Genomic DNA, 26,156 nt, shown 5'->3' with positions numbered 1-26,156 from the left:
GGAGGGATCCGTGAACGTCTTGGACGAGATCATCGCCGGCGTCGTCGATGATCTGAAGAAGCGCGAATCCGAGGTTGCGCTGTCGGATGTCAAACGGCGCGCTCAAAAGGCCCCCGACGCCCATGATGCCCTGGCCCTCCTGCGCGAGCGCGAGGGCGCGGTCGCGATCATCGGCGAGATCAAGCGGGCGACTCCGATGATCGGGCCCCTGGCGCGCATCGACGACCCGGGCGCCCTGGCCGCTGCCTACGAGGCGGGCGGGGCGAGCGCGATCTCCGTCTGCACCGAGTCCCGTCATTTCCTGGGCTCGCTCAAGGACCTCGATGCGGTGCGCGCCGCCGTGGACATCCCGGTGATCTGCAAGGACTTCATCGTCACCTCGTATCAGATCCATGAGGCGAGGGCCCACGGGGCCGACCTCGTGCTCCTCATGACTCAGGCCCTGGACCAGCCCGCGCTCGTCTCCCTGCTCGAGCGCGCGCACTCGCTGGGCATGCACGCGCTCGTGGAAGTGCATTCGCGCCTCGAGGTCCTGCGCGCGCTCGACGCCGGGGCGAAGATCATCGCGGTGAACGCCTGCGACCTCACGACGATGGACGTGGATCGCGATGTGATCGAGCAGGTCATCGACATCATTCCCTCCGATGTCGTCGCGGTCGCCGAGTCGGGGGTGCGCGGCCCTCATGACGTGTTCGAGTACGCGAAATGGGGGGCGGACGCGGTGCTCGTGGGTGAGGCTCTCGTCACTTCGCGCGATCCTCAGGCGTGCCTGTCCGATATGGTGAGCGCCGGATCGCATCCCGCGCTGCGCACCGATCGCAAGGAGCGCGTTCGGTGGGCGCTGGAGGGCGATGCGGAGCGCCGTCCCCACGGCTCGAAGCCTCCAGGCACTTAAGGAGCACACATGTTCGTCGCATCCATTCCCTCTCCCGATCGGGGCGTGTGGTACATCGGCCCGGTTCCCCTGAGGGCCTACGGCCTCATCATCGTCACCGGGATGATTCTCGCCGTGTGGTGGACGGCGAAGCGTTATGGCAAGCGCGGGGGAGACCCCGAGCTGCTCTACGACGTCGCGATGTGGGCGATTCCCATGGGCATCGTGGGCGCCCGCCTCTACCACGTGGTGACCACGCCCGAGAACTACTTCGCATCGCCCGAGTCGATGCTCCGCATCCTCAAGATCTGGGAGGGCGGGCTCGCCATCTGGGGCGGGGTCTTCTTCGGGGCGCTGGGGGCCTGGATCGCGGTGCGCCGCGCGGGACGACGCTTGGGCCCGATCGCGGACTCCCTGGCGCCGACGCTCCTCATGGCTCAGGGCATCGGCCGATGGGGCAACTACTTCAACCAGGAGCTCTTCGGTTCGCCGACGACTCTTCCCTGGGGCCTGGAGATCGATGACGCGCACCTGCCGGCGGGTTACGCCTCGGGGACCCTCTTCCACCCGACCTTCCTCTACGAGTCGCTGTGGAACTTCTCGATGGCCGCCCTCATCGCCTGGGCGGATCGCCGTTTCCGTTTCAAGGCGGGCCAGGTGTTCGCCCTGTACCTCTTCGCCTATCCGGTGGGGCGCATCTGGATGGAGACGATGCGACTCGATGCGGCGCGCGAGTTCCTCGGGATCCGCCTCAACGCCTGGACGTCGATCGGCATGCTCGTCCTCGGCGCGGCGATCTTCATCATCGCGGGCAGGCTCGGTCGTTCGACGCGGCTCGTCGGCGATGAGAGATTCGTCCCCGCGTCTGAGGGGGATCCGGGTGCTGAGGGCGGGGCGGCGCCCTTCGAGGAGCCTCAGAACGAGGCGGCGGGCGCAGGGCTTCATGGCGACCATCACGACGCCGACGCCGAGTCGGCGGGGGTGGGACCTTCGTCGTCACGCTAGAATGGCCCCATGCGCCGAGCAAAAATCGTCTGCACCATCGGACCCGCGACAGATTCCGCCGAACAGATTCAAGCTCTGGTCGACGCCGGAATGGACGTCGCCCGGATCAACCGCTCTCACGGCAGCGCCGCTGAGCATGAGGCGGTCATCGAGAAGGTGCGCCGCGCGTCGGCGACTTCCGGTCGGGCCGTTGCGATCCTCGTCGATCTCCAGGGCCCGAAGATCCGTCTGGAGACCTTCGCGGAAGGGCCTCAGGCCCTCGAGGTGGGGGATACCTTCACCATCACGACTCGTGACGTCCCGGGCACGAAGGAGCTCGTGGGGACGACCTTCAAGAGCCTGCCCGGTGATTGCGCCCCCGGCGATCGCCTCCTCATCGATGACGGGAACGTCGCGGTGCGCGTCATCGAGGTCACGCAGACCGATGTCGTGACGCGCGTCGAGGTCCCCGGCGTCGTCTCCGACCACAAGGGCCTCAATCTTCCCGGCGTCGCGGTGTCGGTCCCCGCCCTGTCCGAGAAGGACAAGGAGGACCTGCGCTGGGCGCTCGAGCAGGAGGCCGATTTCATCGCCCTGTCCTTCGTGCGCTCGGCCGCGGACATCGAGGACGTCCACGCGATCATGGACGAGTACGGCCGTCGCCTCCCGGTGATCGCGAAGATCGAGAAGCCGCAGGCCGTCGATGCTCTCGCCGAGATCGTCGAGGCCTTCGACGCGATCATGGTCGCCCGCGGCGACCTGGGCGTCGAGATGCCCCTTGAATCGGTTCCGCTGGTCCAGAAGCGCGCGATCGAGTTGGCCCGCCGCGCGGCGAAGCCGGTCATCGTCGCGACCCAGGTGATGGATTCGATGATCAAGAATCCGCGTCCGACTCGGGCCGAGGCCTCGGACTGCGCGAATGCGATCCTCGATGGCGCCGACGCCGTCATGCTCTCGGGCGAGACCTCGGTCGGCGCCTTCCCGATCGAAGCGGTGCGCACCATGGCCCGGATCGTCGAGTCGACCGAGGAGAACGGCGGCGAGATGATCGCCTCCCTCAACGGCTTCTACGCCCTTGACCGGGCCTCTGTGATCTGCGAGGCGGCTGCGGGCATCGCCGAGCACCTCGATGCGCGCTACCTCGTGACCTTCACCCAGTCGGGCACTTCCGCGCGCAAGATTTCGAGGCTCCGCCGCCCGATCCCGATGCTCGCCTTCACGCCTCTTGAATCGACGAGGCGCCGTCTCGCCCTCTCCTGGGGCGTTCAGACCTACCGGGTGCCCGAGGTCCGTCACACGGACGACATGGTGTGGCAGGTCGATCAGGTCGCGCAGTCCTCGCATCTGGCTGAGATCGGCGATCAGCTCGTGATCGTCGCGGGCATGCCGCCGGGGACGGAGGGCTCCTCGAACATGCTGCGGATCCATGAGGTGGGCGACGAAGTCGACTACCAGATCGGCGGAACGCACCGCTGAGGCTGAGATCCTGTGGACGCCGGGCCCGTTGGGCCCGGCGTTCCTGCGTTGCGCCGATGAGCGCCGCCGCCCTCTTGCACTTGCGCGAGCGGGCGCACATGGATATGCTTGCATCTTCGCCGAGATTCGGAGCGCGCTGAAGATGCTGCGCACGACGGCGGACACACCGACTTCGGCCCACATGGGTTGCCTGCGCGACCGACGCGCATACCCCAAGGGCTCGGATGAATGAATGATGGAGAAGTGAAATGAATACGAATACCCGGACCGTGTCGGTCCATTCGACCCTGTTCGATCGTCAGGCGAACAACCTGGACCTGGAGGGCCTGTCGCAGGCCGTGAGGCCCTGGTTCGATGAGCTCGCCGACGCTGAGATCGCTCGTGCGATCGACAACCTCGATGTTCCCAAGTCGCGGTGCGCGGCTGCGCGCTTCCTCGGCCTGGAGCTCATCCCCGTGGCCTGATGCCAAGGGAGAGGGCGCTGAGGATCATTCCTCAGCGCCCTTTCTCATATGATCGCGAGCCCCTCTAGAAGAAGCCCTGCCGCGCGGCCTTCCCCCGATCGATGTCCCGCTGGATGTCCGCAAGCGCCTCCCGCTCCTCGCGCGGGGCCTCGTGCATGCGCGCATCGATCCGCCGCCTAAGCGAGAAGCGCCATCGCAGGGCGACGCACACGACGGCGAGGGAGCCGAAGAAGATCCAGGAACCGATGTCCACGCCCCCATTATCGCACGAGGGCAGGCGCCGGTCCGGGGTTTCAGTCGTCGACCTGGTCGATGACCGCGTCGGCGACCTCGCGCATGGAGAGGCGACGGTCCATGGAGGTCTTCTGGATCCAGCGGAAGGCCTCGGGCTCGGTCATGCCCATGTTCTTCATGAGGAGGCCCTTGGCGCGGTCGACGCGCTTGCGGGTCTCGAAGCGATCGGACAGGTCGGCGATCTCCTCCTCCAGGGATTCGATCTCCTGGTGGCGCGACAGGGCGATCTCGACGGCGGGGATGAGGTCGGCCGGGGTGAAGGGCTTGACCACGTAGGCCATGGCGCCGGCGTCACGGGCGCGCTCGACGAGCTCCGTCTGGGAGAAGGCGGTGAGCATGACGACGGCGCAGGAGAGCTCGTGGAGGATCTTCTCAGCCGCCGTGATCCCGTCCATGCGGGGCATCTTGACATCCATGACGCACAGGTCGGGCTCGAGCTCGAGGGCGAGCTGGACCGCCTCCTCGCCGTCCGCAGCCTCCCCGACGACCGTGAACCCCGCAGCGGTCAGGGTCTCGACGATATCGAGACGAATGAGACCCTCGTCCTCGGCGACGAGTACGCGACGCGGTTCGTTGCGGTTCTCAGCAGTCATGGCACATCCTCGTTTGGTGGTTCAAGCACCGCTATCATAGTCTGGTCGTGCGTTTTCGCGCGCTGCCCCGATAGCCCAACTGGCAGAGGCGGTCGGCTCAAACCCGGCTTGTTGTGGGTTCGAATCCCACTCGGGGTACTCTATCAAGCCCGTTCGGAGGATCCGCGGATCCCCGGCCGGGCTTTCGTGTTCATTCCCCTCGCGTGGCGCGCGTGCGCCTCGCGAGGATGCGATTCGTCACGCGCGCCGTGGAGACGAGCCCGCCCTCGGACGTGCGGATCTCGACGAGGTGGACGGTCTGCGATCCGCCGAGCCGCACGGCCTCGGCGACGGCGCGGACGCGACCCGAATCGACGCTCGAGATGTGGGAGATCGACAGCTCGGTGCCGACGGCGAATCCGCGTTCGGGGCCGAAGACCCGACGCGCGTGGATCTGGGCGGCGAAGGAGGCCGCCGTCTCGGCGAGGGCCGCGGAGGCGCCGCCGTGCAGGATGCCGAGCGACTGGGTGTTCCCCTCGACCGGCATCTCGATGACGGTGCGCTCGGGGGAGTGCTCGAGGACCTCCATCCGCATGGCCTCCATGAGGGAGCCGGGCCAGTGCGCGCCGACGAAGCCGCCGACGCGCGCGGGATCGGGAGCGGGGGATGAGGATTGCGGGACGGAATCGTTCATGGGCTCTAGGGTTACACCTATGACGGACACTCTGCTCATCATCGACGGACATTCGATGGCGTTCCGCGCCTTCTTCGCCCTGCCCGCCGACAAATTCGCCACGAAGACCGGTCAGCACACGAACGCCGTGTACGGTTTCGTGTCGATGCTCGTCAAGCTCATCGAGCAGGAGCGCCCGGACAGGATCGCCGTCGCCTTCGACGTCTCGCGCCGCTCCTTCAGGACCGAGGAGTACCCCGAGTACAAGGGCACGCGGGACGAGACCCCCGAGGAGTTCAAGGGGCAGGTCGAGCTCATCTCCCAGGTCCTCGGGGCGATGGGCATCGTCTCCCTCCGCAAGGAGGGCTATGAGGCCGACGACATCCTGGCGACCCTCGCCAAGCGCGGCGCCGATGAAGGGATGGAGGTCCTCGTCGTCTCGGGGGACCGCGATACCTTCCAGATGGTCAATGAGCGGGTGACGGTCCTCTATCCGGGGCAGGGGCCCGGCGATCTTCGCCGGATGACGCCTGCGGCGGTCGAGGAGAAGTACGGGGTGCCGCCGCAGCGGTATCCCGAGATCGCCGCCCTGGTCGGTGAGGCGAGCGACAACCTGCCGGGCGTGCCCGGAGTCGGCCCGAAGACCGCCGCGCAGTGGATCACCTCCTTCGACGGTCTCGACAACCTGCTCGAACGCTCCGCCGAGGTGAAGGGCAAGCGGGGCCAGGCCCTGCGCGAGCACCTCGAGGACGTGCGGCGGAACCGTCGCCTGAATCGTCTTCTCACCGATCTCGACCTCGGGGTCGGCCTCGACGATCTCACTCGCGGGGCGACGGATTCCGGCGAACTCTTCACCCTCTTCGACGCGCTCGAATTCGGCGGTCTGCGTTCGCGCGTCATGGCGATCTCGGGGGACGAGGGCGCAGCCGTCCGCTCCTCGGGCGCTGAGGAGGAGGCCCTCGCGGTTTTCGACTTCACGGCGGAGTTCGAAGCGGATCCCGTCGATGCGGATCGCGACATCGCCGAGTGGATCGAGGCTTTCGGGCCGATCCGGGCGCTCTGGGCCGAGGGGTCCGGCGCTCCCGCGAAGGGCAGGACGGACCTGCTCGCCCTCGTCGCTCAGGACCGGGTGCTCGTCGTGGACCCGACCGAATTGTCCCCCGGGCAGGAGCGGGCCCTGGGCGAGGCGCTGGGCGAGGCGCGGGACCTCATCGTCCACGACGCGAAGGCGCTGAGCCACGCCCTGAGGGCCCAGGGGTGGGCGACGCCCTGGCCGAGCCGGGACGCCCACCTCGCCGCCTACCTCGTGCGCCCCGATTCGAAGTCCGTGGAGCTGCCCGTGCTCCTCGAGCGCTATCTGGGGGTCGACCCGAAGGAGCTCGAGCCGAAGGAGGACGTCCTCTTCGACGTGGGCGGGCAGATCTCGCTTCGCGCGCTCCTGGCCGCCCGGAAGGCCCGGTCGCTACCCGCGCTGTGGGAGCGCCTCGAACCCGAACTCGTCGAGGCCAAGGAGGCGGAGCTCCTGGAGACGATGGAGCTCCCGGTCGCCCGGGTCCTCGCGACGATGGAGGACACGGGGATCGCCGTCGATGAGGACGCCCTGAGGCGGCAGTCGGAGTCCCTGGGCGCCGAGGTCGAGTCGGCGCGGGCAGGGGCGATCGGGGTCATCGGCGAGGACGTGAACCTGTCGAGCCCGAAGCAGTTGCAGCGCATCCTCTTCGAAGTGCTCGACCTGCCCAAGACGAAGAAGACGAAGACGGGCTACACGACGAACGCCGAGGCCCTCCTCGATCTGCGCGAAAGGACCCGCGGGCAGGCCGGGCCGGGCTTCGTCTTCCTCGACAACCTCCTCATCCACCGCGATCGCATCAAGCTCAAGCAGATGGTGGACTCGCTCATCGCGAGCATCGGCGACGACGGGCGCATCCATTCGAGCTTCTCGCAGGTGGCCGCCGCGACGGGGCGCTTGGCGTCCTCCGATCCGAATCTTCAGAACATCCCCGCCCGCACGCCCGACGGAGTGCGGATCCGCTCCGGCTTCGTACCCGGTCCCGGCTACTGCGCGCTCATGAGCGTCGACTACTCGCAGATCGAGATGCGGATCATGGCGCACCTGTCGAAGGATCGGGGGCTGATCGAGGCCTTCGCCTCCGGCGAGGACCTCCACCGGACGATGGCGTCGATGGTCTTCGGCGTTCCCATCGACGAGGTCACCCCGGAGCAGCGCTCGAGGATCAAGGCGACGTCCTACGGCCTCGCCTACGGCCTGTCGCCCTTCGGCCTGTCGCAGCAGCTGCGCATCCCGGTGCCCGAGGCCTCCGCGCTGCGGGACCGCTACTTCGAGCGCTTCGGCGGGGTCCGGGACTACCTCGCCGCGATCGTCGACGACGCGCGCGCCCGGGGCTATACCGAGACCATGTTCGGCAGGCGCCGATACCTGCCCGACCTGACCTCCGAGAACCGTCAACGGCGTGAAATGGCCGAGCGAGCGGCGCTCAACGCGCCGATCCAGGGCAGTGCCGCGGACATCATCAAGATCGCCATGGTGAACGTGGTCGACTCCCTGGAGGCGGCGGGCCTGGACTCGCGGGTCCTCGTCCAGATCCACGACGAGCTCCTCCTCGAAGTCGCGCCGGGCGAGGCCGAGGCCGTCGAAGCGCTCGTCCGGGAGCAGATGGCGCAGCCCGTCCGGATGAGCGTCGCGCTCGAGGTCTCGGTGGGCATCGGGGAGAACTGGATGGCGGCCGCGCACTGAGGCCCGGGGCGAATCGAGACGGGGGCCACGAATTCACCCCGTCCCGGACTTCACTTTTCGCGCGCGACGCCTGATAGAGTAGTTCGCGGTGGTTTCGGGCCTGCGCGCCCGGATCGCCGGTCCATTCACCTACTATTCAGTCCGTTTCGGAGACACAACTACATGACCACCAACACGCCGCAGGTCGCGGTCAACGACATCGGTTCCACCGAGGACCTGCTCGCCGCCATCGACGAAACCATCAAGTACTTCAACGATGGCGACATCGTCGAGGGCACTGTCGTCAAGGTCGACCACGATGAGGTCCTCCTCGACATCGGCTACAAGACTGAGGGCGTGATCCTCTCTCGCGAGCTCTCCATCAAGCACGACGTGAATCCCGACGACGTGGTCGCCGTCGGCGACAAGGTCGAGGCTCTCGTCCTCCAGAAGGAGGACAAGGAAGGCCGTCTGCTCCTGTCGAAGAAGCGCGCCCAGTACGAGCGCGCCTGGGGCCAGATCGAGAAGGTCAAGGAGGAGGACGGCGTCGTCACCGGCACCGTCATCGAGGTCGTCAAGGGCGGCCTGATCCTCGACATCGGCCTGCGCGGCTTCCTGCCCGCCTCCCTCGTCGAGATGCGCCGCGTCCGCGATCTCCAGCCCTACATCGGCCGCGAGATCGAGGCGAAGATCATCGAGCTCGACAAGAACCGCAACAACGTGGTCCTGTCCCGTCGCGCGTGGCTCGAGCAGACCCAGTCCGAGGTCCGCACGAACTTCCTCCACACCCTGGCCAAGGGCCAGGTCCGCACGGGCAACGTCTCCTCGATCGTCAACTTCGGCGCCTTCGTCGATCTCGGCGGCGTCGACGGCCTCGTGCACGTCTCCGAACTGTCCTGGAAGCACATCGACCACCCCTCCGAGGTCGTCGAGGTCGGTCAGGAAGTCACCGTCGAGGTCCTCGACGTCGACATGGATCGCGAGCGCGTCTCCCTCTCGCTCAAGGCGACCCAGGAGGATCCGTGGCAGGCCTTCGCGCGCACCCACGCGATCGGCCAGGTCGTGCCGGGCAAGGTCACCAAGCTCGTCCCCTTCGGCGCCTTCGTGCGCGTCGAGGACGGCATCGAGGGCCTCGTCCACATCTCCGAGCTCGCGCAGCGCCACATCGACCTGCCCGACCAGGTCGTCAAGGTCGGCGACGACGCCTTCGTCAAGGTCATCGACATCGATCTCGAGCGCCGCCGCATCTCCCTGTCGCTCAAGCAGGCGAACGAGGGCGTGGATCCGACCTCCGAGGAATTCGATCCCTCGCTCTACGGCATGGCCGCCGAGTACGACGAGAACGGCAACTACAAGTACCCCGAGGGCTTCGATCCGGAGACCCAGGAGTGGATGGAGGGCTACGAGGCTCAGCGCGAGGCCTGGGAGGCCCAGTACGCCGAGGCCCAGGCCCGTTGGGAGGCCCACAAGGCCCAGGTCCTCAAGGCTCAGGAAGAGGATGTCGAGGCGGTTCCCTCCGTCGAAGAGCAGGCCTCCTACTCCACCCCCGTGGACAACTCCGGCACTCTCGCCTCGGATGAGGCCCTGGCGGCCCTCCGTGAGAAGCTGACGAACAACAACTGAGTCCGATCCGGGTTCATCCCGCTTCGATCGCTCAGGGGGCGCGCCCCGCGAAGAGATTCGCGGGGCGCGCCCCTTTGGTGGAGGATGGGGGCATGAGCCCCTACGATCTCGACTCGGCGCCGCGCTCCCTTGAGGAGGGCGGGGCGAGGGCCCGCCTGCTGCGCCCCTTCGACCGCCCGCGATCAAGGGCGCTGAGGATCGGCCTGACCGGGGGCATCGGGTCCGGGAAGAGCACGGTCTCCTCGGCGCTGGAGGGGATCGGCGCCACGCTCGCCGATGCCGACCGCATCGCGCGCGAGGTCGTCGAACGGGGGAGCGGGGGCCTTCAGCGGCTCGTCGACCGCTTCGGGCACGGCATCCTCCTCAGCTCCGGAGAGCTCGACCGCGCCGCCCTCGCCGCGATCATCTTCGCCGATCGCGAAGCCCGGGAGGAGGTGGAGGGGATCCTGCATCCGCTCATCGCCGAGCGCGCCGCCGCGATCCTCGCGCGGGCGCCCGAAGACGGACTGGCGGTCTACGACGTCCCCCTCCTCGTCGAAGCCGGACTCGCCGGGCGATTCGACGCGGTCATCGTCGTCGGGGCCCCCGTGGACCTGAGAATCGAGCGCCTGGAAGCCCGGGGGATCCCCCGTGACGACGCCCTGAGGCGCATGGCCGCCCAATCGGCCGATGCCGATCGCGAGGCCCTCGCCCATATCCTTGTCGACAACTCCGGCACCCGTGAGGACGTGATCGGCCTCGTCGAGGCGATCGATCGCTCCTGGCTGCGGCCCTCAAGGCCCCCGGCGGGCGATCGGGCCCGGAAGCGTCTACGGTGAAGGCGTGAACGAACGGACGATCCTGCGCCAGGAGCAGCCCTTCGAGGTGATCTCCGAGTACACGCCCTCGGGCGATCAGCCGACGGCCATCGCCGAGCTCGCCCGCAGGCTCAACGACGGCGAGCAGGACATCGTCCTCATGGGCGCGACGGGCACGGGCAAGTCGGCGACCGCCGCGTGGCTCATCGAGCGGGTTCAGCGCCCCGCCCTCGTCATCGAGCCGAACAAGACCCTCGCCGCCCAGCTCGCCGCCGAATTCCGCGAACTCCTGCCGAACAACGCGGTCGAGTACTTCGTCTCCTACTACGACTACTACCAGCCCGAGGCGTACATCCCGCAGACGGACACCTACATCGAGAAGGACTCCTCGATCAACGACGAGGTCGAGCGCCTGCGCCACAGCGCGACGAACAACCTGCTGACGAGACGGGACACCGTCGTCGTCGCCTCCGTCTCGTGCATCTACGGCCTGGGCACGCCCGAGGAGTACGTCGCCCGCATGGTCGAGCTCGAGCGCGGCATGCGGATCGACCGCGACGACATGCTCCGCGCCTTCGTGCGCATGCAGTACGTCCGCAACGACATCGCCTTCACGCGCGGCACCTTCCGGGTCCGCGGGGACACGATCGAGATCATCCCCGTCTACGAGGAGCTCGCGATCCGCATCGAGATGTTCGGCGACGAGATCGACGCCCTCGCCGTCCTCCACCCGCTCACCGGCGACGTCATCTCCGAGGTCGATCACGTCTACCTCTTCCCCGCGTCGCACTACGTCGCGGGCGAGGAGCGGATGAAGCGCGCCATCGCCTCGATCGAGGCCGAGCTCACCGAGCGCCTCGCATGGTTCGAGTCCCAGGGCAAGCTCCTCGAGGCCCAGCGCCTGCGCATGCGCACGACCTACGACCTCGAGATGCTCCGGGAGATCGGCTCCTGCGCGGGAGTCGAGAACTACTCGCGCCACATCGACGGCCGCGAGCAGGGGACGCCGCCGCACACGCTCCTCGACTACTTCGCCGACGACTTCGTCCTCATCATCGACGAGTCCCATGTCACCGTCCCCCAGATCGGCGCCATGTTCGAGGGCGACATGTCGCGCAAGCGCACTCTCGTCGATCACGGATTCCGACTGCCCTCCGCGATGGACAACCGGCCCCTGAAATGGGACGAGTTCGTCGAGCGGATCGGCCAGACCGTGTACCTCTCGGCGACGCCGGGGGACTACGAGCTCGAGCGCTCCGACGGCGTCGTCGAGCAGATCATCCGCCCGACCGGCCTGGTCGATCCGAAGATCGTGGTCAAGCCGACGAAGGGGCAGATCGACGATCTCCTCGAGGAGGTGCGGGTCCGCGTCGACAAGGACGAGCGCGTCCTGGTGACCACCCTGACGAAGAAGATGGCCGAGGACCTGACGACCTACCTCGCTCAGCGCGGCGTGCGGGTCGAGTACCTCCACTCCGACGTCGATACGCTGCGCCGCGTCGAGCTCCTGCGCGAGCTGCGCATGGGCGAGTTCGACGTCCTCGTCGGCATCAACCTGCTGCGCGAGGGCCTCGACCTGCCCGAGGTCTCGCTCGTGTCGATCCTCGACGCCGATAAGGAGGGATTCCTCCGCTCGACGCGCTCCCTCATCCAGACGATCGGTCGCGCCGCCCGCAACGTCTCCGGCGAGGTCCACATGTACGCCGACCGGATCACCGACTCGATGGAGTCGGCGATCTCGGAGACGGAGCGCCGACGCGCCAAGCAGATCGCCTACAACGAGGAGCACGGCATCGACCCGAAGCCGCTGCGCAAGAAGATCGCGGACGTCACCGACATGCTCGCCCGCGAGCAGATCGATACCGAAGAGCTCCTCGAGGGCGGCTACCGCAAGGAGCGCAGCGCATCGGCCCGTGCGTCGGCGACCGCACGGGGGGCGCGATCCGCGGCGGGCGCCGAGGACGAACTCGTCGCCCTCATCGAAGAGCTCTCCGAGCAGATGATGACGGCGGCGGGCGAGCTCCAATTCGAAGTCGCGGCCAGGCTGCGCGATGAGATCAAGGACCTCAAGAAGGAGCTGCGCCAGATGCGGGCGGCCAACTGACGGCGGCGGCGAGGTGAGGAATCCCGCCGTGCGCAGGCGGGTTCGAGGGGCGCTTCGGGCCTGCTCGGGGGTAGAATGATTCCCGAGGGGAGTAATCCCAAGAAGTGCTGGTTCGTCACCACGGCGTTGGAGACGAGCAATGCTCGGACCAGCCGCCCATTCGGGTGGGAAGAGACCTCATCCGATCGCTCGTACCTCTAAGGGGTTCCCACACCGTGCATGTTCACGCCCTCGGCTGGTTCGGTCTGGCCGTTGTCATCCTCGCGCTCATCACCGTCGACATCGTCGGCCACGTCCGCAAGCCCCACGCCCCCACGCTCAAAGAGGCCACCTGGTGGTCGCTCGGCTACGTGCTCCTGGGTCTCGGCTTCGGCCTCATCATCTGGTTCGTCTACGGCGCCCAGTACGCCGGCGAATACTATGCGGGCTTCCTCACGGAGAAGGCCCTGTCGCTCGACAACCTCTTCGTGTTCATCATCATCATGACCTCGTTCCGGGTCCCCCGGAACTACCAGCAGAAGGCGCTCCTCTCGGGGATCATCATCGCCCTCGTCCTGCGCCTGGTCTTCATCCTCATCGGTGCGGCCCTCATCGAGCGCTTCACCTGGGTCTTCTTCATCTTCGGCGTGTGGCTGCTGTGGACCGCGTTCTCCCAGGCGCGCGAGGGCGTCGGCGGCGAAGAGGAATCCGAGGACGAATACCGTGAGAACTCCTTCGTCAGGATGATGCGGCGGGTCTTTCCGGTCACCGACGGGTTCATGGGGCAGAAGTTCCTCCACCGGCACGGCGGCCGGACCTATCTCACGCCCATGCTGCTCGTGGTCTTCGCCCTCGGCACCGCGGACCTCATGTTCGCCTTCGACTCGATCCCCGCGATCTTCGGCCTGACGCGCGAGCCGTACATCGTATTCGCCGCCAACGCCTTCGCCCTGCTCGGCCTGAGGCAGCTCTACTTCCTCATCGACGGGCTGCTCGAGAGGCTCATCTACCTCCACTTCGGCCTGGCGGCGATCCTCGGATTCATCGGCACGAAGCTCGTCCTGCATGCGATGCACGAGAACACCCTGCCCTTCCTCAACGGGGGCGAGGGGATGCACTGGGCGCCCGAGATCGGGATCGTCCCCTCGCTCGTCTTCATCCTCGTCACGATCGCCCTGACGGTCGTGGCCTCGATCATCGGGTCGAAGGTGAAGGCGAAGAAGAAGCAGGCGGAGCTTGTGCGCGACTGATCCGCCGCGCGCCGATGGAGACGAACACGTGGAGAAACTCATCGATATTCAGCAGGGGCTGACGGCCGCCGACGTTCGCGAGCGCATCGCTCGGGGCGAGGTGAACACGACGACCTCGAAGACCTCCCGCTCCCTGGGATCGATCATCCGCGAGAACGTCTTCACCGCGTTCAACGCGATCCTGGCGACCGCGGCCGTCCTCATCCTCGTCTTCGGCCACGTTCAGGACGCCGTCTTCGCCGGAGTCATGATCTTCAACGCGGTCATCGGCATCACGTCCGAGATCAGGGCCAAACGCACCCTCGACTCCCTCGCGATCGTGGATGCGCCGCGCGCGCGGGTGCGCCGCGACGGGAGCGTCGTCGAGGTCCCGGCGTCGCAGGTCGTCCTCGACGAGGTGATCCTCATCGAGCTCGGCGATCAGATCTGCGCCGATGGGGTCGTCGCGGCCTCCGGGGGACTGGAGGTCGACGAGTCCATCCTCACCGGGGAATCCGAGCCCGTCAAGAAGCAGGAGGGCGACCCCCTCCTCGCCGGCACCTCGGTCGTGTCGGGGTCGGCGACCATGCGGGCGACGACCGTCGGCGATCGCGTCTACGCCCAGGACCTCGCCCGAAGGGCGCGCGTCTATTCGCCGACCGTTTCACAGATCCAGACGAGCATCGACCGCGTGCTCAAGGTGATCTCGGCGCTCCTGCTGCCGATGATCGCCCTCACCATCTGGTCGCAGACGCGAATCGCCGAGGGCGCGGACTGGTCGGGCGCGATCGTCCTGGCGGTGGCGAGCGTCGTGGGCATGATCCCGCAGGGACTCGTCCTGCTCACCTCGATGAACTTCGCCATCGGATCGGCGACCCTGGCGAGGCGCGGAGTGCTGGTCCAGGAGCTGCCCGCGGTCGAGGTGCTCGCGCGCGTCGACGCCCTGTGCACGGACAAGACGGGGACCCTCACGACCGGGCGGATCGCGGTGCGCGAGCTCAGCCTCTTCGAGGAGGCCCCCGAGGAAGCCGGGGCGGCTCTGGCCGCGCTGACCGCGCTCTCGTCGAATGAGACCTCGCGAGCGATCGAGCGCGCCCTCGAACAGGACCTCCCCGCCCTCGAGCCCGAGTGGAGCGTCCCCTTCTCCTCGGCCCGCAAGTGGGCCGCGATCGGGACGGGGTCGGCGAACTGGTACCTGGGCGCCCCCGAGATCCTGCTGCCCGAGGGCCCGTCCACCGAGCTGGGTAGGAGGATCGACTCCGAAGCCGCTTCGGGCCGACGCGTGGTCGTGCTCGTGGCGGCCGCGCCCTCGGCCCCCACGGAGGAGCTTGCCCCGCAGCGGCGGCCCCTCGGCCTGGTGATCCTCGAGGAGGAGCTCCGTTCGGATGCCGCAGAGACGATGGCCTACTTCGAGGAGCAGGGGATCCGCCTGCGGGTCATTTCGGGCGACAACGCCCTGACGGTGGGCGCGCTCGCGCAGAGGGCCGGCCTTCACCGGCCCGACGGGGGCGAGTTGCGCGTCGTCGACGCGCGCGAGCTCCCCGACGATCACCTCTCGGACGAGTTCGCGGATGCCGTCGAGGGGGCCGACGTCTTCGGCCGCGTCACGCCCGAGCAGAAGCGCGCGATGGTTCAGGCGCTCCAGGCGCGGGGCCACTGCGTCGCGATGACCGGCGACGGCGTCAACGACGCACTGGCGCTCAAGGACGCCGATCTCGGCATCGCGATGGGGGAGGGCGCGCGGGCGACGAAGGCCGTCGCTCAGATCGTCCTCGTCGATTCGCGCTTCTCCGTCCTCCCCGGGGTGCTGGCCGAGGGGCGGCGGATCATCGCGAACATGGAGCGCGTGGCCGCCCTGTTCCTCTCCAAGACGGTCTACGCCGCGATCACTGTCATCGCGATCGCGATCGCCGCGGCCCCCTATCCCTTCCTGCCGAGGCACTTCACCTACATCGGGGCCTTCACGATCGGGATCCCCGCCTTCGCCCTCGCCCTGGCGCCCAATGCGAGGCGCTACGTTCCGGGATTCCTCTCCCGCATCCTCTCGCTGGCCGTGCCCGCGGGCATCGGCCTAGCCGTCGCCTCGTTGAGCGCCTACCACCTCGTGGGGGTCGGCACGGTCGAAGGCCGCACCGCTGCGACGCTCGCGCTCATGATCGGCGCGCTGTGGCTGCTGTCCATCACGGCCCGGCCCCTGGTGGGGTGGAGGATCCTCCTCCTCGCGGCGATGGGGGCGATGGCGGCCCTCGGCGTCCTCGTGCCGGTGACGCGGGATTTCTTCGCCCTCGCAGTGCCGACGCCCGGGCAGTGGGCGGTGATCGTCGTCGCCGGCGTCCTCGCGGGCGCGGCGATCGAGGCCGCCTACCGGATGCTCAACCGCCGTCTCGTGAAACGGGCGGAGGAAGCCGGAAGGGCCTGAAAGACGACCTGAAAGGCGATCCGAGGAGCCGGGTCAGAACCGCGAGATCACCGGATTCCACGGATGGACGGATCGGCCGGTGACGACTCCGCAGACCTTGAAGGGATCCTCGTCGAGCAGCTCCTCGACGGTCTGAGCGGAATCGGCCTCGAAGATGAGGAGCGCATTCGGGCCATCGCCGCTCAGCGGGCCCGAGGCGACGTTCGCGCCCCGCTCCTTCAGATCCGCCAAGAAGGCGCGGTGGCGCGGACGGATCTCATCGGCGAGCTCGGATTTCGAAGGATCGTACTCGTAGAACACAGCGAAATAGGCCATGGCCCAACGATAGGCCGCCGGGCGCGGCCGCGGCGCCCGAATCGCCGGAACGGGGCCTCGGGCGGCTTAGGAGATCGGGAACTCCGTGTCGAAGCCGTCCGCCGCCATGCCGATGGTGGGCACCCATTCGCGGATCCGCTTGGAGAGGATGAAACCGTTCGTCTCGAAGGGATCCTCCGCCAGGATCTCCTCGACCCTTAGGGCGGAGGAGGCGGAGAGGATGATGAGCGCATCGTTGGAGCGGCCGTCGCGGAGGAACCCGGAGGCGACGAGCCGACCGCTTCCGTGCAGACGGCGCAGGAACTCGCGATGCGCCGGGCGGAAGGTCTGGATGAGGGAATCCAGCGTGTGGTCGTAGGTGTATTCGATCACGTAAAGGCTCATTCGCCCATCATGCCAGTGATCGCACGGAGTCCGCGATGGAACACATGTACGACGGATGGGCGCTCGTCCGGGTAGAATCGCGGTGTGCACGACTCACTCATCATCTCCGGCGCCCGCGAGCACAACCTCAAGGACGTGAAGCTCGAGCTCCCCCGCGATGCGATGATCGTCTTCACGGGCTTATCGGGGTCCGGCAAGTCCTCCCTGGCCTTCGACACGATCTTCGCCGAGGGCCAGCGGCGCTACGTCGAGTCGCTGTCGTCCTACGCGCGCCAGTTCCTCGGGCAGATGGACAAGCCCGATGTCGACTTCATCGAGGGCCTCTCGCCGGCCGTCTCGATCGATCAGAAGTCGACTTCGCGCAACCCGCGCTCGACCGTCGGCACGATCACGGAGATCCACGACTACCTCCGCCTCCTCTACGCGCGCGCGGGCACGGCGCACTGCCCGGTCTGCGGCGCGCGCATCCAGGCCCAGACTCCCCAGCAGATCGTGGACAGGGTGCGCGCGATGGAGGAGGGCACGCGATTCCAGGTGCTGTCGCCCGTCGTGCGCGGTCGCAAGGGCGAGTACCAGGACCTCATCGATGAGCTGCGCTCATCGGGCTTCACCCGGGCCATCATCGACGGCGAGGCCGTCCGGCTCGAGAACGCCCCGGTCCTGGAGAAGAAGCTCAAGCACACGATCGAGGTCGTCGTCGATCGCCTCGTGGTGCGCTCCGGGATGCGCCAGCGCCTGACCGATTCGATCGAGACGGCGCTGCGCCTGTCCGACGGGCTGGTCGTGATCGACGCGGTGGATCTCGCCGAGGACGATCCTGAACGGCGCAGGCGCTATTCGGAGAAGCGCGCCTGCCCGAATGATCACCCCCTCGCCCTTGAGGAGATCGAGCCGAGGACCTTCTCCTTCAACGCGCCCTACGGGGCGTGCCCGGACTGCACCGGACTGGGAACCCGACTCGAAGTGGATCCGGACCTCGTGGTTCCCGATGAGGAGCTCAGTCTGGCCGAAGGCGCGGTGATCCCCTGGAACTCCAATTTCACCTACCACAAGCGCCTGCTCGCCTCCTTGGCGGGTGAGCTGGGGTTCTCGATGTCGACGCCGTGGAAGGAGCTCGCGCCCGAGGCGAGGGAGGCGATCCTCTTCGGGCGCGACTACGAGGTGAAGGTGAAGTTCCGCAACCGCTGGGGGCGCGAGCGCTCCTACACGACGGGCTTCGAGGGCGCGGTGTCCTACATCGAGCGCAAGCGTCAGGAGACCGAATCGGAATGGGTGACTGAGAAGCTCGACGCCTTCATGCGGGAGATCCCCTGCCCGGTGTGCAAGGGGGCGCGCCTGCGCCCCGAGGTCCTGGCCGTGACGGTGGGGGGACTGTCGATCGCCGAACTGTCCGACCTGTCGATCACCGAGGCCAGGGCCCACATCGAGGATCTCGATCTCGAGGCCCGCGCCGCGGCCATCGCCGCCCCGATCCTCCAGGAGATCAAGGCCCGTCTCGATTTCCTCATCGACGTCGGTCTGACCTACCTGACGCTCTCCCGGGCCGCGGGCACCCTCTCCGGCGGGGAGGCCCAGCGCATCCGCCTGGCGACCCAGATCGGTTCGGGGCTCGTCGGCGTGCTCTACGTCCTCGACGAGCCCTCGATCGGCCTGCACCAGCGCGACAACCGCCGCCTCATCGATACGCTCAAGCGCCTGCGCGACCTCGGCAACACCCTCATCGTCGTCGAGCACGACGAGGAGACGATGGAGGCTGCGGATTGGATCGTCGATATCGGGCCGGGCGCGGGGGAGGCCGGCGGCTGGGTGGTGCATTCGGGCACTCTCGCCGATCTCAAGGAGAACACGCGCTCGATCACGGGCGATTACCTCTCCGGGCGCAGGGCCATCCGCACGCCGAAGGAGCGCCGTCCCGTCGATCCCGAGCGGATCCTGACCGTCAAGGGCGCCAAGGAGCACAATCTCCACGATGTGACGGTGGACTTCCCCCTCGGATGCTTCGTCGCGGTGACCGGCGTGTCCGGTTCGGGCAAGTCGACCCTCGTCAATTCGATCCTCTACCGCTCGCTGGCCTCGAGGCTCAACGGGGCCCGGCTCGTTCCCGGCCGTCACCGTTCGATCGCGGGCGTTGAGCAGCTCGACAAGGTCGTCCACGTCGACCAGTCGCCGATCGGCCGGACTCCTCGTTCGAATCCGGCGACCTACACGGGCGTGTGGGACGCGATCCGCAAGCTCTTCGCCGAGACGCCCGAGGCGAAGGTGCGCGGATACGGTCCGGGGCGCTTCTCCTTCAATGTGAAGGGCGGGCGTTGCGAGGCCTGCAAGGGCGACGGCACCCTGCGCATCGAGATGAACTTCCTGCCGGACGTCTACGTCCCCTGCGAGGTGTGCCACGGGGCCCGCTACAACCGGGAGACGCTGGAGATCCTGTACAAGGGCAAGTCGGTCGCCGACATCCTCGATATGCCGGTCGCCGAGGCGGCCGAGTTCTTCGCGCCGATCACCCGGATCGCCCGCCACCTCAATACCCTCGTCGAGGTCGGCCTGGGTTACGTGCGCCTCGGCCAGTCGGCGACGACCCTGTCGGGCGGCGAGGCCCAGCGCGTCAAACTCGCCTCCGAGCTTCAGCGGCGCTCCACGGGACGCACCGTGTACGTGCTCGACGAGCCGACGACCGGCCTGCACTCCGAGGACATCCGCAAGCTCCTGCTCGTCCTCCAGTCGCTGGTCGACAAGGGCAACACGGTGATCGTCATCGAGCACAACCTGGATGTCGTCAAGTCCGCGGACTGGATCATCGACATGGGCCCCGAGGGCGGGGCGGGCGGCGGACTCGTCGTCGCCGAGGGCACTCCGGAGTCGGTCGCGGCCGTCCCGGGTTCGTACACCGGGCGCTTCCTCGCCGAGATCCTGAAGAAGGATCCGGTCGGGGCGGGCGTCTGAGGGCCGAGGCCGAGTACGGCTAGAGCTTGACTTCCGTGGTCCGCATGTGGATCTCGTCGAGGTTCGTCGAGACGGGCAGATCGACGGCCATGCGGATCGCGGCTGCGACGTCCTCGGCCCGCATGTGCTCTTCCGGGCGATAGGACCGCCCGGCCTGCATCTGCATGCGGACCTGCATGTCGGTGTCGATCCGGCCGGGGTGGACGGAGACGACCCGTATGCGTCCGCGTTCGGATTCGCGCAGGCACTCGGTGAATGAGCGCAGCGCCCATTTGGAGACCGTGTAGGCGGCGTCGCCGGGGTAGATCCGCACGCCCGCCCCGGAGTTCACCATGACGACGGTGCCCTTGGAGTCCCTGAGGGCGGGGAGGCACAGCCGTGTGAGATCGGCGACGGCGATGAGGTTCGTCTCGAGGATCTCGCGCCACTGATCGCGGCTCGTGTCCTCGATGCTCGCCTTCCATCCGATGCCCGCGTTGTTGACGAGGACGTCGAGGCCTCCGCTTCGGGCCAGGGCGCCGCGGAGCGCCCGCGCGGTCGCGTCTTCATCGGCGAGATCGGCCACGAGGCCGAGCGCGTCGTCGTATTCCGCGCACGCCTTCGCGACGGCCTCTTCGGAGCGGCCCCCGATGATGAGGCGGTGCGTGGGCGCCAGAGCGCGTGCGATGGCGCTTCCGAGGCCGCGCGTGGCTCCCGTGACGAGGGCGACGGGGCGATCGGGCATCAGCGCTCCTTCGTACCGTCGGCGTAGAGGGCCTCGACTTCGTGGCTGAAGTCGCGCAGGACCGCGCGGCGCTTGAGCTTGAGCGACGGGGTGAGGTATCCGTTCTCCACGGTGAATGCGGCGTTGACGATCCGGTAGCGGCGGATCGACTCCGCCCTCGAGACCTTCTCGTTCGCGCGGGCGATCGCCCGATCGAGGGATCGGCGGACGATCGGCAGTTCCGCGGCGCTGGCCGGATCGGTCGCCTCGATGCCCTTGGAGGCGAGCCACAGGGGGAGCATCTCGGGATCGAGGGTGATGAGGGCGCCGATGTAGGGCCTTGCGTCGCCGACGACGACGACGGTGGAGATGAGCGGATGCGTCTGGAGGGAGTCCTCGAGCACTTCGGGCGAGACGTTCTTGCCCCCGGCGGTGACGATGAGCTCCTTCTTGCGGCCCGTGATGCGCAAGTGCCCCGATTCGTCGATGGAGCCCAGATCACCGGAATGGAACCATCCGTCGTTGAAAGCGGACGCGGTCTCCTCGGGGAGGTTGTGATAGCCGCGGGTGACGCAGACGCCCTTGAGGAGGATCTCCCCGTCCTCGGCGATGCGGATCGTGTTGCCGGGCCAGGGGAAGCCGACGGAGTCCGGCGGGAAGTCGGAGGGCCACTCGACCGCGATGGGGCCCGTCGTCTCCGAGAGGCCGTATCCCTGGAGGAGGGTGATTCCCAGGCCGCGGTAGAAGTGCGCGAGGTCCGCGGCGAGGGGCGCGCCGCCGCAGATGATGGTCTTGAGATTCGGGCCGAGGACGGATTTGACCTGGCGGAGGACGAGGGCGTCCGCGAGCTTCAGCTTCGTCTTCAGCGCGAGGCTCGGCCCGGGCGAGGGGCGCAGCGAGGGATCGTGAACGGCGGAGGTGTCGGTGATGGGCGCGTCGACGCCGGGCGCCTTTTCGATCTCGGGCGGAGCGGCGTAGGCGGAGGCCTTCGATGCGGCCTTCGCCTGCGCGGCGGCCCAGGAGAAGACCGAGGCCTTCATGCCCTTGCCGGCCTTCGCGGTCGCCGAGTTGTAGACCTTCTCGAGCACCCGGGGGACGACGAGGAGGAGGGTCGGCTTGAAGCTGCGGATGTCGGAGACGAGGTTGTGCGTGTTCGGCACGAAGGCCACCCGTCCCCGTCCGGACATGAGGGCGTACATGACGAAGCGCGCGAGGGAGTGGGCGAGGGGGAGGAAGAGGAGCGTCCGGCTCTTCGCAGAGGCGATGAGGTCGGGGAGGAAGTCGTAGGCCTGGATGAAGGACTCGATGAAATTGGCGTGCCTGAGCTCGATGCCCTTGGGCAGGCCCGTCGTGCCGGAGGTGTAGATGATCGTCGCGACGTCGTCGATGCGGACCTTCGCGCTGCGCGCGCGGACCTCCTCGACCGGGATGCCGCGCGCGGCCGCTGCGATCTCCCTCTCCGCTCCCCGGTCGAGGGAGAGGATGCGGATCGAATCCGCTGCGACGGTGCGGACGAGATCGGCCTGCTGGCTCGTGGCCGTCAGGACGAGGCAGACCTGCGCATCCTTGAGGATGTGATCGATCTGCTGGGCGGAGTCGGTCTCGTAGATGGGGACCGTGATCGCCCCGCAGCTCAGCGCCGCGTAGTCGAGCAGCGCCCAGTGGAAGGAGGTCGGTGCGAGGATCGCCACGCGGTCGCCGACGTCGACGCCCATGCCGATGAGCCCGCGCGCGGTGTCGTCGATGCGCCGGACGAATTCGTCGATGCTCATGGGCAGCCATTCGCCGACCGCTCCGCGGATCTCGATGGCGATTTCGCCGGGGTGCTCGTCGAGGCGCTTGCGGAGCATGCCCGGCAGGGTCCAGCTGGGATCGGCCTCGCGGGTCGCGGGGTTCTCCCAGGTGTTGGCGTCGATTCGACGGAGTGTCATCGCTTCTTCAGGCTCCTCTTCTGCTTGTCCCCTTCGGAGTACAGGGCGTCCACTTCGTGGGCCCAGTCGGCGAGCACGCGCGACCTCTTGAGCTTCATCGAGGGGGTCATGTATCCATTCTCCACCGTGAAGGTCGCATCGATGATCCTGAAGCGCCGAATGGACTCGGCTCGGGACACCTTCTTGTTGGCGCGGGCGATCGCGCGTTCGAGGGATTCGAGGACCCTGGGGTGCTCGGCGGCGTTGCCGGCCTCGGCGGGGTTGATCCCGTGCGAGGCGAGCCATGAGGGCGCCATGTCGTGGTCGAGGGCGATGAGCGCTCCGATGTAGGGGCGGGCTTCGCCGACGACGATGACGGATGCGATGAGGGGGTGGGTCGCGAGCGATTCCTCGAGGACCTCGGGGGACACGTTCTTCCCGCCGGCGGTGACGATGAGCTCCTTCTTGCGGCCCGTGATGCGCAACCCGTGCTTGCGGTCGATCGCGCCGAGGTCGCCGGTCTTGAACCATCCGCGGTCCAGGACGCGGGCGGTCTCCTCGGGCAGGCCGTGATAGCCCCGCATGACGGAGAGGCCCTTGACGAGGATCTCGCCGTCCTCGGCGATCTTGATCGCGTTGCCGGGCAGGACCGGCCCGACGTAGCCCGAGGCGCGGTCGTTCGGGAGCTGGACCGTGATGGGACCGGTGGATTCGGACAGGCCGTATCCCTGGAGCAGGGTGATGCCCATGCCCGAGAAGAACTGGGCGAGGTCGGGGGAGAGGGGGGCGCCTCCCGAGACGATGTAGCGGAGCTCGGGGCCGAGGAGGGCGCGGATCTTCTTGAGGACGAGCGCATCGGCGACGCTGCGGCCGATCTTCTTGGCGGGGGAGGGGCCGAGCAGTGATTCCTGCGCGACGGCGTAGGCCCTTGAGCGCTTCGCCGACCACGCGAAGATCTTGCCCTTGATGCCGCCGCCGGCCTTGGCGAGCGCGGCGTTGTAGACCTTCTCGAGGACTCGCGGGACGACGAGGAGGACGCTCGGCTTGAACGCCGCGATGTCGGGCAGGAGATTCTTGATGTCGGGCGAGAATCCGATCACGCCTCGGCCGGAGATGACCAGGTGCATGACGAATCGGGCGAGGACGTGCGCGACGGGGAGGAAGAGGAGGAGGCGGGTCGAGGGCGAGTCGATGATGTCTCCGAGGACCTGCCGGGTGGCGTAGGCGGTTCCGACGAAGTTCTGATGGGTGAGGACGACTCCCTTGGGCAGGCCGGTGGTGCCCGAGGTGTAGATGATCGTCGCGATGTCGTCGGCGCGGACTCCGCGGCGGCGGATGTCGAGTTCGCGGGCGCTCACGCCTTTGGCCGCGGCTGCGACGTCGAGGAGGGCTCCGGATTCGAAGGAGTGGACGCCGAGGAGGGAGTCGGTCGACACGGATTCGACGAGTGCGGCCTGCTGGGCGTTCTGGGTGAAGACTCGGGTGATGGAGGCGTCGGACAGGATGTGGGCGATCTGCGCCGCCGAATCGGATTCGTAGACGGGGACCGAGATCGCGCCGATGGAGAGCAGGGCGAGGTCGAGGAGCATCCATTCGTAGGAGGTCGCCGAGAGGATGGCGACCGAGTCGCCGTGGGCGACCCCCATCGCGATCAGGCCGCGCGCGGTCTCGTCGACCGAGGCCTGGAGCGCTTCGGCGGTGATCGGCCGTGTCGAGCCGACCGGTGTGCGCTGCTCGACGACGACGTGGTGGGGATGCTTGCGGGCGCGTTCGAGGAGGAAGGAGGCGATGGTGTCGCCGGGATCGACGCGGAACTTGGGCTCAGTGGAATAGGAGCCGTCGCGGTGCTTCTTCATGTGCGCTCTTCTCCGGATTCATTAATTCAAGATTTGGAGTACTTGTGTGAGCGTAGCGCGTTCCGCCCCTCCGCGCTGCGACGGCTCGCCCGCGGAGTGCGGGGCCGAGCGAGGCGCCCGGTCCCGTCCGTGCGCGACCGCGGGCCCCAGCGCCAAGCTGGGGCCCGCGACTCGAGTCGGCTCAGAGATCGTAGTACATCTGGTACTCGTAGGGGTGCGGGTAGACCCGCATCGGCGCGACCTCGTTCGTCTCCTTGTAATCGAGCCAGGTGTCGATGAGGTCCTGGGTGAAGACGTCGCCCTCGGTGAGGAACTCGTGATCCTGCCTCAGGGCCTCGAGCGCGGCTTCGAGGGAGGAGGGGAGCTTCGCGATGTCCTGGTACTCGGTCGGCGGGAGCTCGTACAGATCCTTGTCGATGGGGGCCGCCGGTTCGATGCGGCGCTTGATCCCGTCGATGCCGGCCATGAGGCAGGCGGCGAAGGAGAGGTAGGGGTTCGCCGAGGGGTCGGGGACGCGGTACTCGACGCGCTTGGCCTTCGGGGAGGTGCCCGTGACGGGGATGCGGATGCACGCGGAGCGGTTGCGCGCCGAGTACACGAGGTTGATCGGAGCTTCGAAGCCGGGGACGAGGCGGCGGAAGGAGTTGACCGAGGGGTTCGTGAAGGCGAGTAGGGCGGGCGCGTGCTCGAGGAGGCCCCCGATGAACCAGCGCGCCGTGTCCGACAGCGAGCCGTATCCGCGCTCGTCGTAGAAGAGGGGCTCGCCGTTCTTCCATAGGGACAGGTGCGTGTGCATGCCCGAGCCGTTGTCGCCGAAGAGGGGCTTGGGCATGAAGGTCGCCGAATGGTCGAATTCGAGGGCGGTGTTCTTGATGACGTACTTGAACTTCATCATGTCGTCCGCGGCCTTCTGGAGGGTGGCGAAACGGTAGTTGATCTCCTGCTGCCCGCCGGAGCCGACCTCGTGGTGGGCGCGCTCGATGTCGAGGCCCACCGCCTGGAGGTTGCGGACCATCTCATCGCGCACGTCGGCGTACTGGTCCTGGGGGGAGACGGGGAAGTAGCCGCCCTTGACGCGGACCTTGTACCCGCGGTTGCCGCCCTCCTCCTCGCTTCCGGTGTTCCACCAGGCTTCGGGCGAGTCGACCGAGAAGAAGGTGTTGTTCGGGCTCACCTGGTAGCGCACGTCCGAGAAGAGGTAGAACTCGGCCTCGGCGCCGATGAAGCACTCGTCGGCGATGCCGGTCGAGCGCAGATACGCCTCGGCCTTCGCGGCCACCTGGCGAGGGTCGCGGGAGAAGGGCTCGTCGGTGAAGGGGTCGACGATCGAGAAGTTCACGACGAGCGTCTTGGCGACGCGGAAGGGGTCGACGAAGGCTGAGGTGATGTCGGGGATGAGCTTCATGTCCGATTCGTGGATCGCGGTGAATCCGCGAACCGATGAGCCGTCGAACATGAGGCCGTTCTCGAGGGCGTCCTCGATGAACTGCTTCGCGGGGATCGTGAAGTGCTGCTGGACGCCGGGGACGTCGCAGAAGCGCACGTCGATGTACTCGACGGATTCCTCTTCGATGAACCTCGCGACCTCGGTCGAACTCGTGAACATATTTCGTCCTTCCCTCACGATGAGCGATGTGAGAAGCGGCTTCGCGGAAACGGTAAAGGATCGGTCAATCAACTACCAAGGAAATGGTAGTGCACTCTCGTGCGCTCATGCGCCTCCGCGTCCGCATGTCGATCACCAGGGTAGGCGCTGGGGTGGGGAAGTGTGATCATTGGCGAAGCTTTTTCGATACTTTGCAGAGCCTTTACCATCACTCCGC

20 protein-coding genes and 1 tRNA gene are annotated in these 26,156 nt (G+C 67.6%); 12 read left to right on the top strand and 9 right to left on the bottom strand.

The window, feature by feature from the left end; translation table 11 throughout:
- Positions 1-10: 10 nt before the first annotated feature.
- The 4 genes from trpC (at position 11) to HD592_RS06410 (ending at position 3,798) form a co-directional block, all read left to right on the top strand.
- The gene (trpC, locus tag HD592_RS06425) at positions 11-895 is read left to right on the top strand and encodes an indole-3-glycerol phosphate synthase TrpC (protein WP_184452663.1); all 885 of its coding nucleotides are present in this window, start codon (positions 11-13) and stop codon (positions 893-895) included.
- A 9-nt stretch (positions 896-904) separates the two neighbouring features.
- Entirely contained in the window at positions 905-1,879 is a 975-nt protein-coding gene (gene lgt, locus HD592_RS06420) for a prolipoprotein diacylglyceryl transferase (protein ID WP_184452661.1), read from the top strand.
- Between the two features lie 9 nt (positions 1,880-1,888).
- Positions 1,889-3,334 (top strand): pyruvate kinase, encoded by a 1,446-nt coding sequence (pyk, locus tag HD592_RS06415; protein ID WP_184452659.1) that lies wholly within the window; start codon positions 1,889-1,891, stop codon positions 3,332-3,334.
- 248 nt (positions 3,335-3,582) lie between these two features.
- Complete coding sequence (locus HD592_RS06410; RefSeq protein ID WP_184452657.1) at positions 3,583-3,798, top strand: hypothetical protein; 216 nt, start codon at positions 3,583-3,585, stop codon at positions 3,796-3,798.
- 64 nt (positions 3,799-3,862) lie between these two features.
- Here the strand turns inward: HD592_RS06410 and HD592_RS06405 are convergent, their stop codons facing one another.
- Both HD592_RS06405 and HD592_RS06400 read right to left on the bottom strand, forming a co-directional pair.
- Positions 3,863-4,051: a hypothetical protein gene (locus tag HD592_RS06405; RefSeq protein ID WP_184452655.1), complete on the bottom strand. Its 189-nt coding sequence runs from the start codon at positions 4,049-4,051 to the stop codon at positions 3,863-3,865.
- Positions 4,052-4,091: 40 nt separating this feature from the next.
- Complete coding sequence (locus HD592_RS06400; RefSeq protein WP_184452653.1) at positions 4,092-4,685, bottom strand: ANTAR domain-containing response regulator; 594 nt, start codon at positions 4,683-4,685, stop codon at positions 4,092-4,094.
- A gap of 64 nt (positions 4,686-4,749) precedes the next feature.
- Here HD592_RS06400 and HD592_RS06395 point away from each other — a divergent pair.
- A tRNA-Leu gene (locus HD592_RS06395) sits at positions 4,750-4,823 on the top strand.
- Positions 4,824-4,875: 52 nt separating this feature from the next.
- Here the strand turns inward: HD592_RS06395 and HD592_RS06390 are convergent.
- A complete protein-coding gene (locus HD592_RS06390) occupies positions 4,876-5,358 on the bottom strand; it encodes a PaaI family thioesterase (protein WP_246429996.1) in 483 nt (160 codons plus the stop codon).
- Between the two features lie 19 nt (positions 5,359-5,377).
- Between HD592_RS06390 and polA the strand changes: the two genes are divergently transcribed.
- From polA to HD592_RS06360, 6 genes are all read left to right on the top strand, one after another.
- Positions 5,378-8,092, top strand: coding sequence for a DNA polymerase I (gene polA, locus HD592_RS06385; RefSeq protein ID WP_184452651.1), 2,715 nt, complete (start codon positions 5,378-5,380; stop codon positions 8,090-8,092).
- A 162-nt stretch (positions 8,093-8,254) separates the two neighbouring features.
- Positions 8,255-9,694 carry a 30S ribosomal protein S1 gene (gene rpsA / locus HD592_RS06380; protein WP_184452649.1) on the top strand — a complete coding sequence of 480 codons (1,440 nt, stop codon included), beginning with the start codon at positions 8,255-8,257 and terminating at the stop codon, positions 9,692-9,694.
- Positions 9,695-9,786: 92 nt separating this feature from the next.
- Entirely contained in the window at positions 9,787-10,512 is a 726-nt protein-coding gene (coaE, locus tag HD592_RS06375) for a dephospho-CoA kinase (protein ID WP_184452647.1), read from the top strand.
- A 19-nt stretch (positions 10,513-10,531) separates the two neighbouring features.
- The gene (gene uvrB, locus HD592_RS06370) at positions 10,532-12,595 is read left to right on the top strand and encodes an excinuclease ABC subunit UvrB (RefSeq protein WP_425503121.1); all 2,064 of its coding nucleotides are present in this window, start codon (positions 10,532-10,534) and stop codon (positions 12,593-12,595) included.
- 215 nt (positions 12,596-12,810) lie between these two features.
- Complete coding sequence (locus tag HD592_RS06365; RefSeq protein ID WP_184452643.1) at positions 12,811-13,824, top strand: TerC/Alx family metal homeostasis membrane protein; 1,014 nt, start codon at positions 12,811-12,813, stop codon at positions 13,822-13,824.
- 28 nt (positions 13,825-13,852) lie between these two features.
- Positions 13,853-16,222: an HAD-IC family P-type ATPase gene (locus tag HD592_RS06360; protein ID WP_184452641.1), complete on the top strand. Its 2,370-nt coding sequence runs from the start codon at positions 13,853-13,855 to the stop codon at positions 16,220-16,222.
- Between the two features lie 33 nt (positions 16,223-16,255).
- On the opposite strand, the gene HD592_RS06355 is transcribed toward HD592_RS06360, so the two are convergent.
- Positions 16,256-16,537: a YciI family protein gene (locus tag HD592_RS06355; protein WP_184452639.1), complete on the bottom strand. Its 282-nt coding sequence runs from the start codon at positions 16,535-16,537 to the stop codon at positions 16,256-16,258.
- A 66-nt stretch (positions 16,538-16,603) separates the two neighbouring features.
- Complete coding sequence (locus HD592_RS06350; protein WP_184452637.1) at positions 16,604-16,921, bottom strand: YciI family protein; 318 nt, start codon at positions 16,919-16,921, stop codon at positions 16,604-16,606.
- Between the two features lie 84 nt (positions 16,922-17,005).
- Here HD592_RS06350 and uvrA point away from each other — a divergent pair, with 84 nt between their 5' ends.
- Complete coding sequence (gene uvrA / locus HD592_RS06345; protein WP_184452635.1) at positions 17,006-19,864, top strand: excinuclease ABC subunit UvrA; 2,859 nt, start codon at positions 17,006-17,008, stop codon at positions 19,862-19,864.
- Positions 19,865-19,883: 19 nt separating this feature from the next.
- On the opposite strand, the gene HD592_RS06340 is transcribed toward uvrA, so the two are convergent.
- The 4 genes from HD592_RS06340 to glnA form a co-directional block, all read right to left on the bottom strand.
- Complete coding sequence (locus tag HD592_RS06340) at positions 19,884-20,588, bottom strand: SDR family oxidoreductase (protein WP_184452633.1); 705 nt, start codon at positions 20,586-20,588, stop codon at positions 19,884-19,886.
- Positions 20,588-22,498: an AMP-dependent synthetase/ligase gene (locus tag HD592_RS06335; protein WP_184452631.1), complete on the bottom strand. Its 1,911-nt coding sequence runs from the start codon at positions 22,496-22,498 to the stop codon at positions 20,588-20,590. Before HD592_RS06335 ends, HD592_RS06340 begins: the two co-directional genes overlap by 1 nt.
- Positions 22,495-24,333, bottom strand: a complete 1,839-nt coding sequence (locus HD592_RS06330) for an AMP-dependent synthetase/ligase (protein WP_184452629.1) — start codon at positions 24,331-24,333, stop codon at positions 22,495-22,497. The genes HD592_RS06335 and HD592_RS06330 overlap by 4 nt, the downstream gene beginning before the upstream one ends.
- 181 nt (positions 24,334-24,514) lie before the next feature.
- Positions 24,515-25,939, bottom strand: coding sequence for a type I glutamate--ammonia ligase (glnA, locus tag HD592_RS06325; protein WP_184452627.1), 1,425 nt, complete (start codon positions 25,937-25,939; stop codon positions 24,515-24,517).
- Between the last annotated feature and the right edge of the window lie 217 nt (positions 25,940-26,156).

This window comes from Schaalia hyovaginalis (assembly GCF_014208035.1).
In the GTDB taxonomy this organism is placed as follows: Bacteria; Actinomycetota; Actinomycetes; order Actinomycetales; family Actinomycetaceae; genus Pauljensenia; species Pauljensenia hyovaginalis.
The sequence above is the reverse complement of the archived record's forward strand: the minus strand, read 5'-3'. Positions and strand labels throughout refer to the sequence as shown.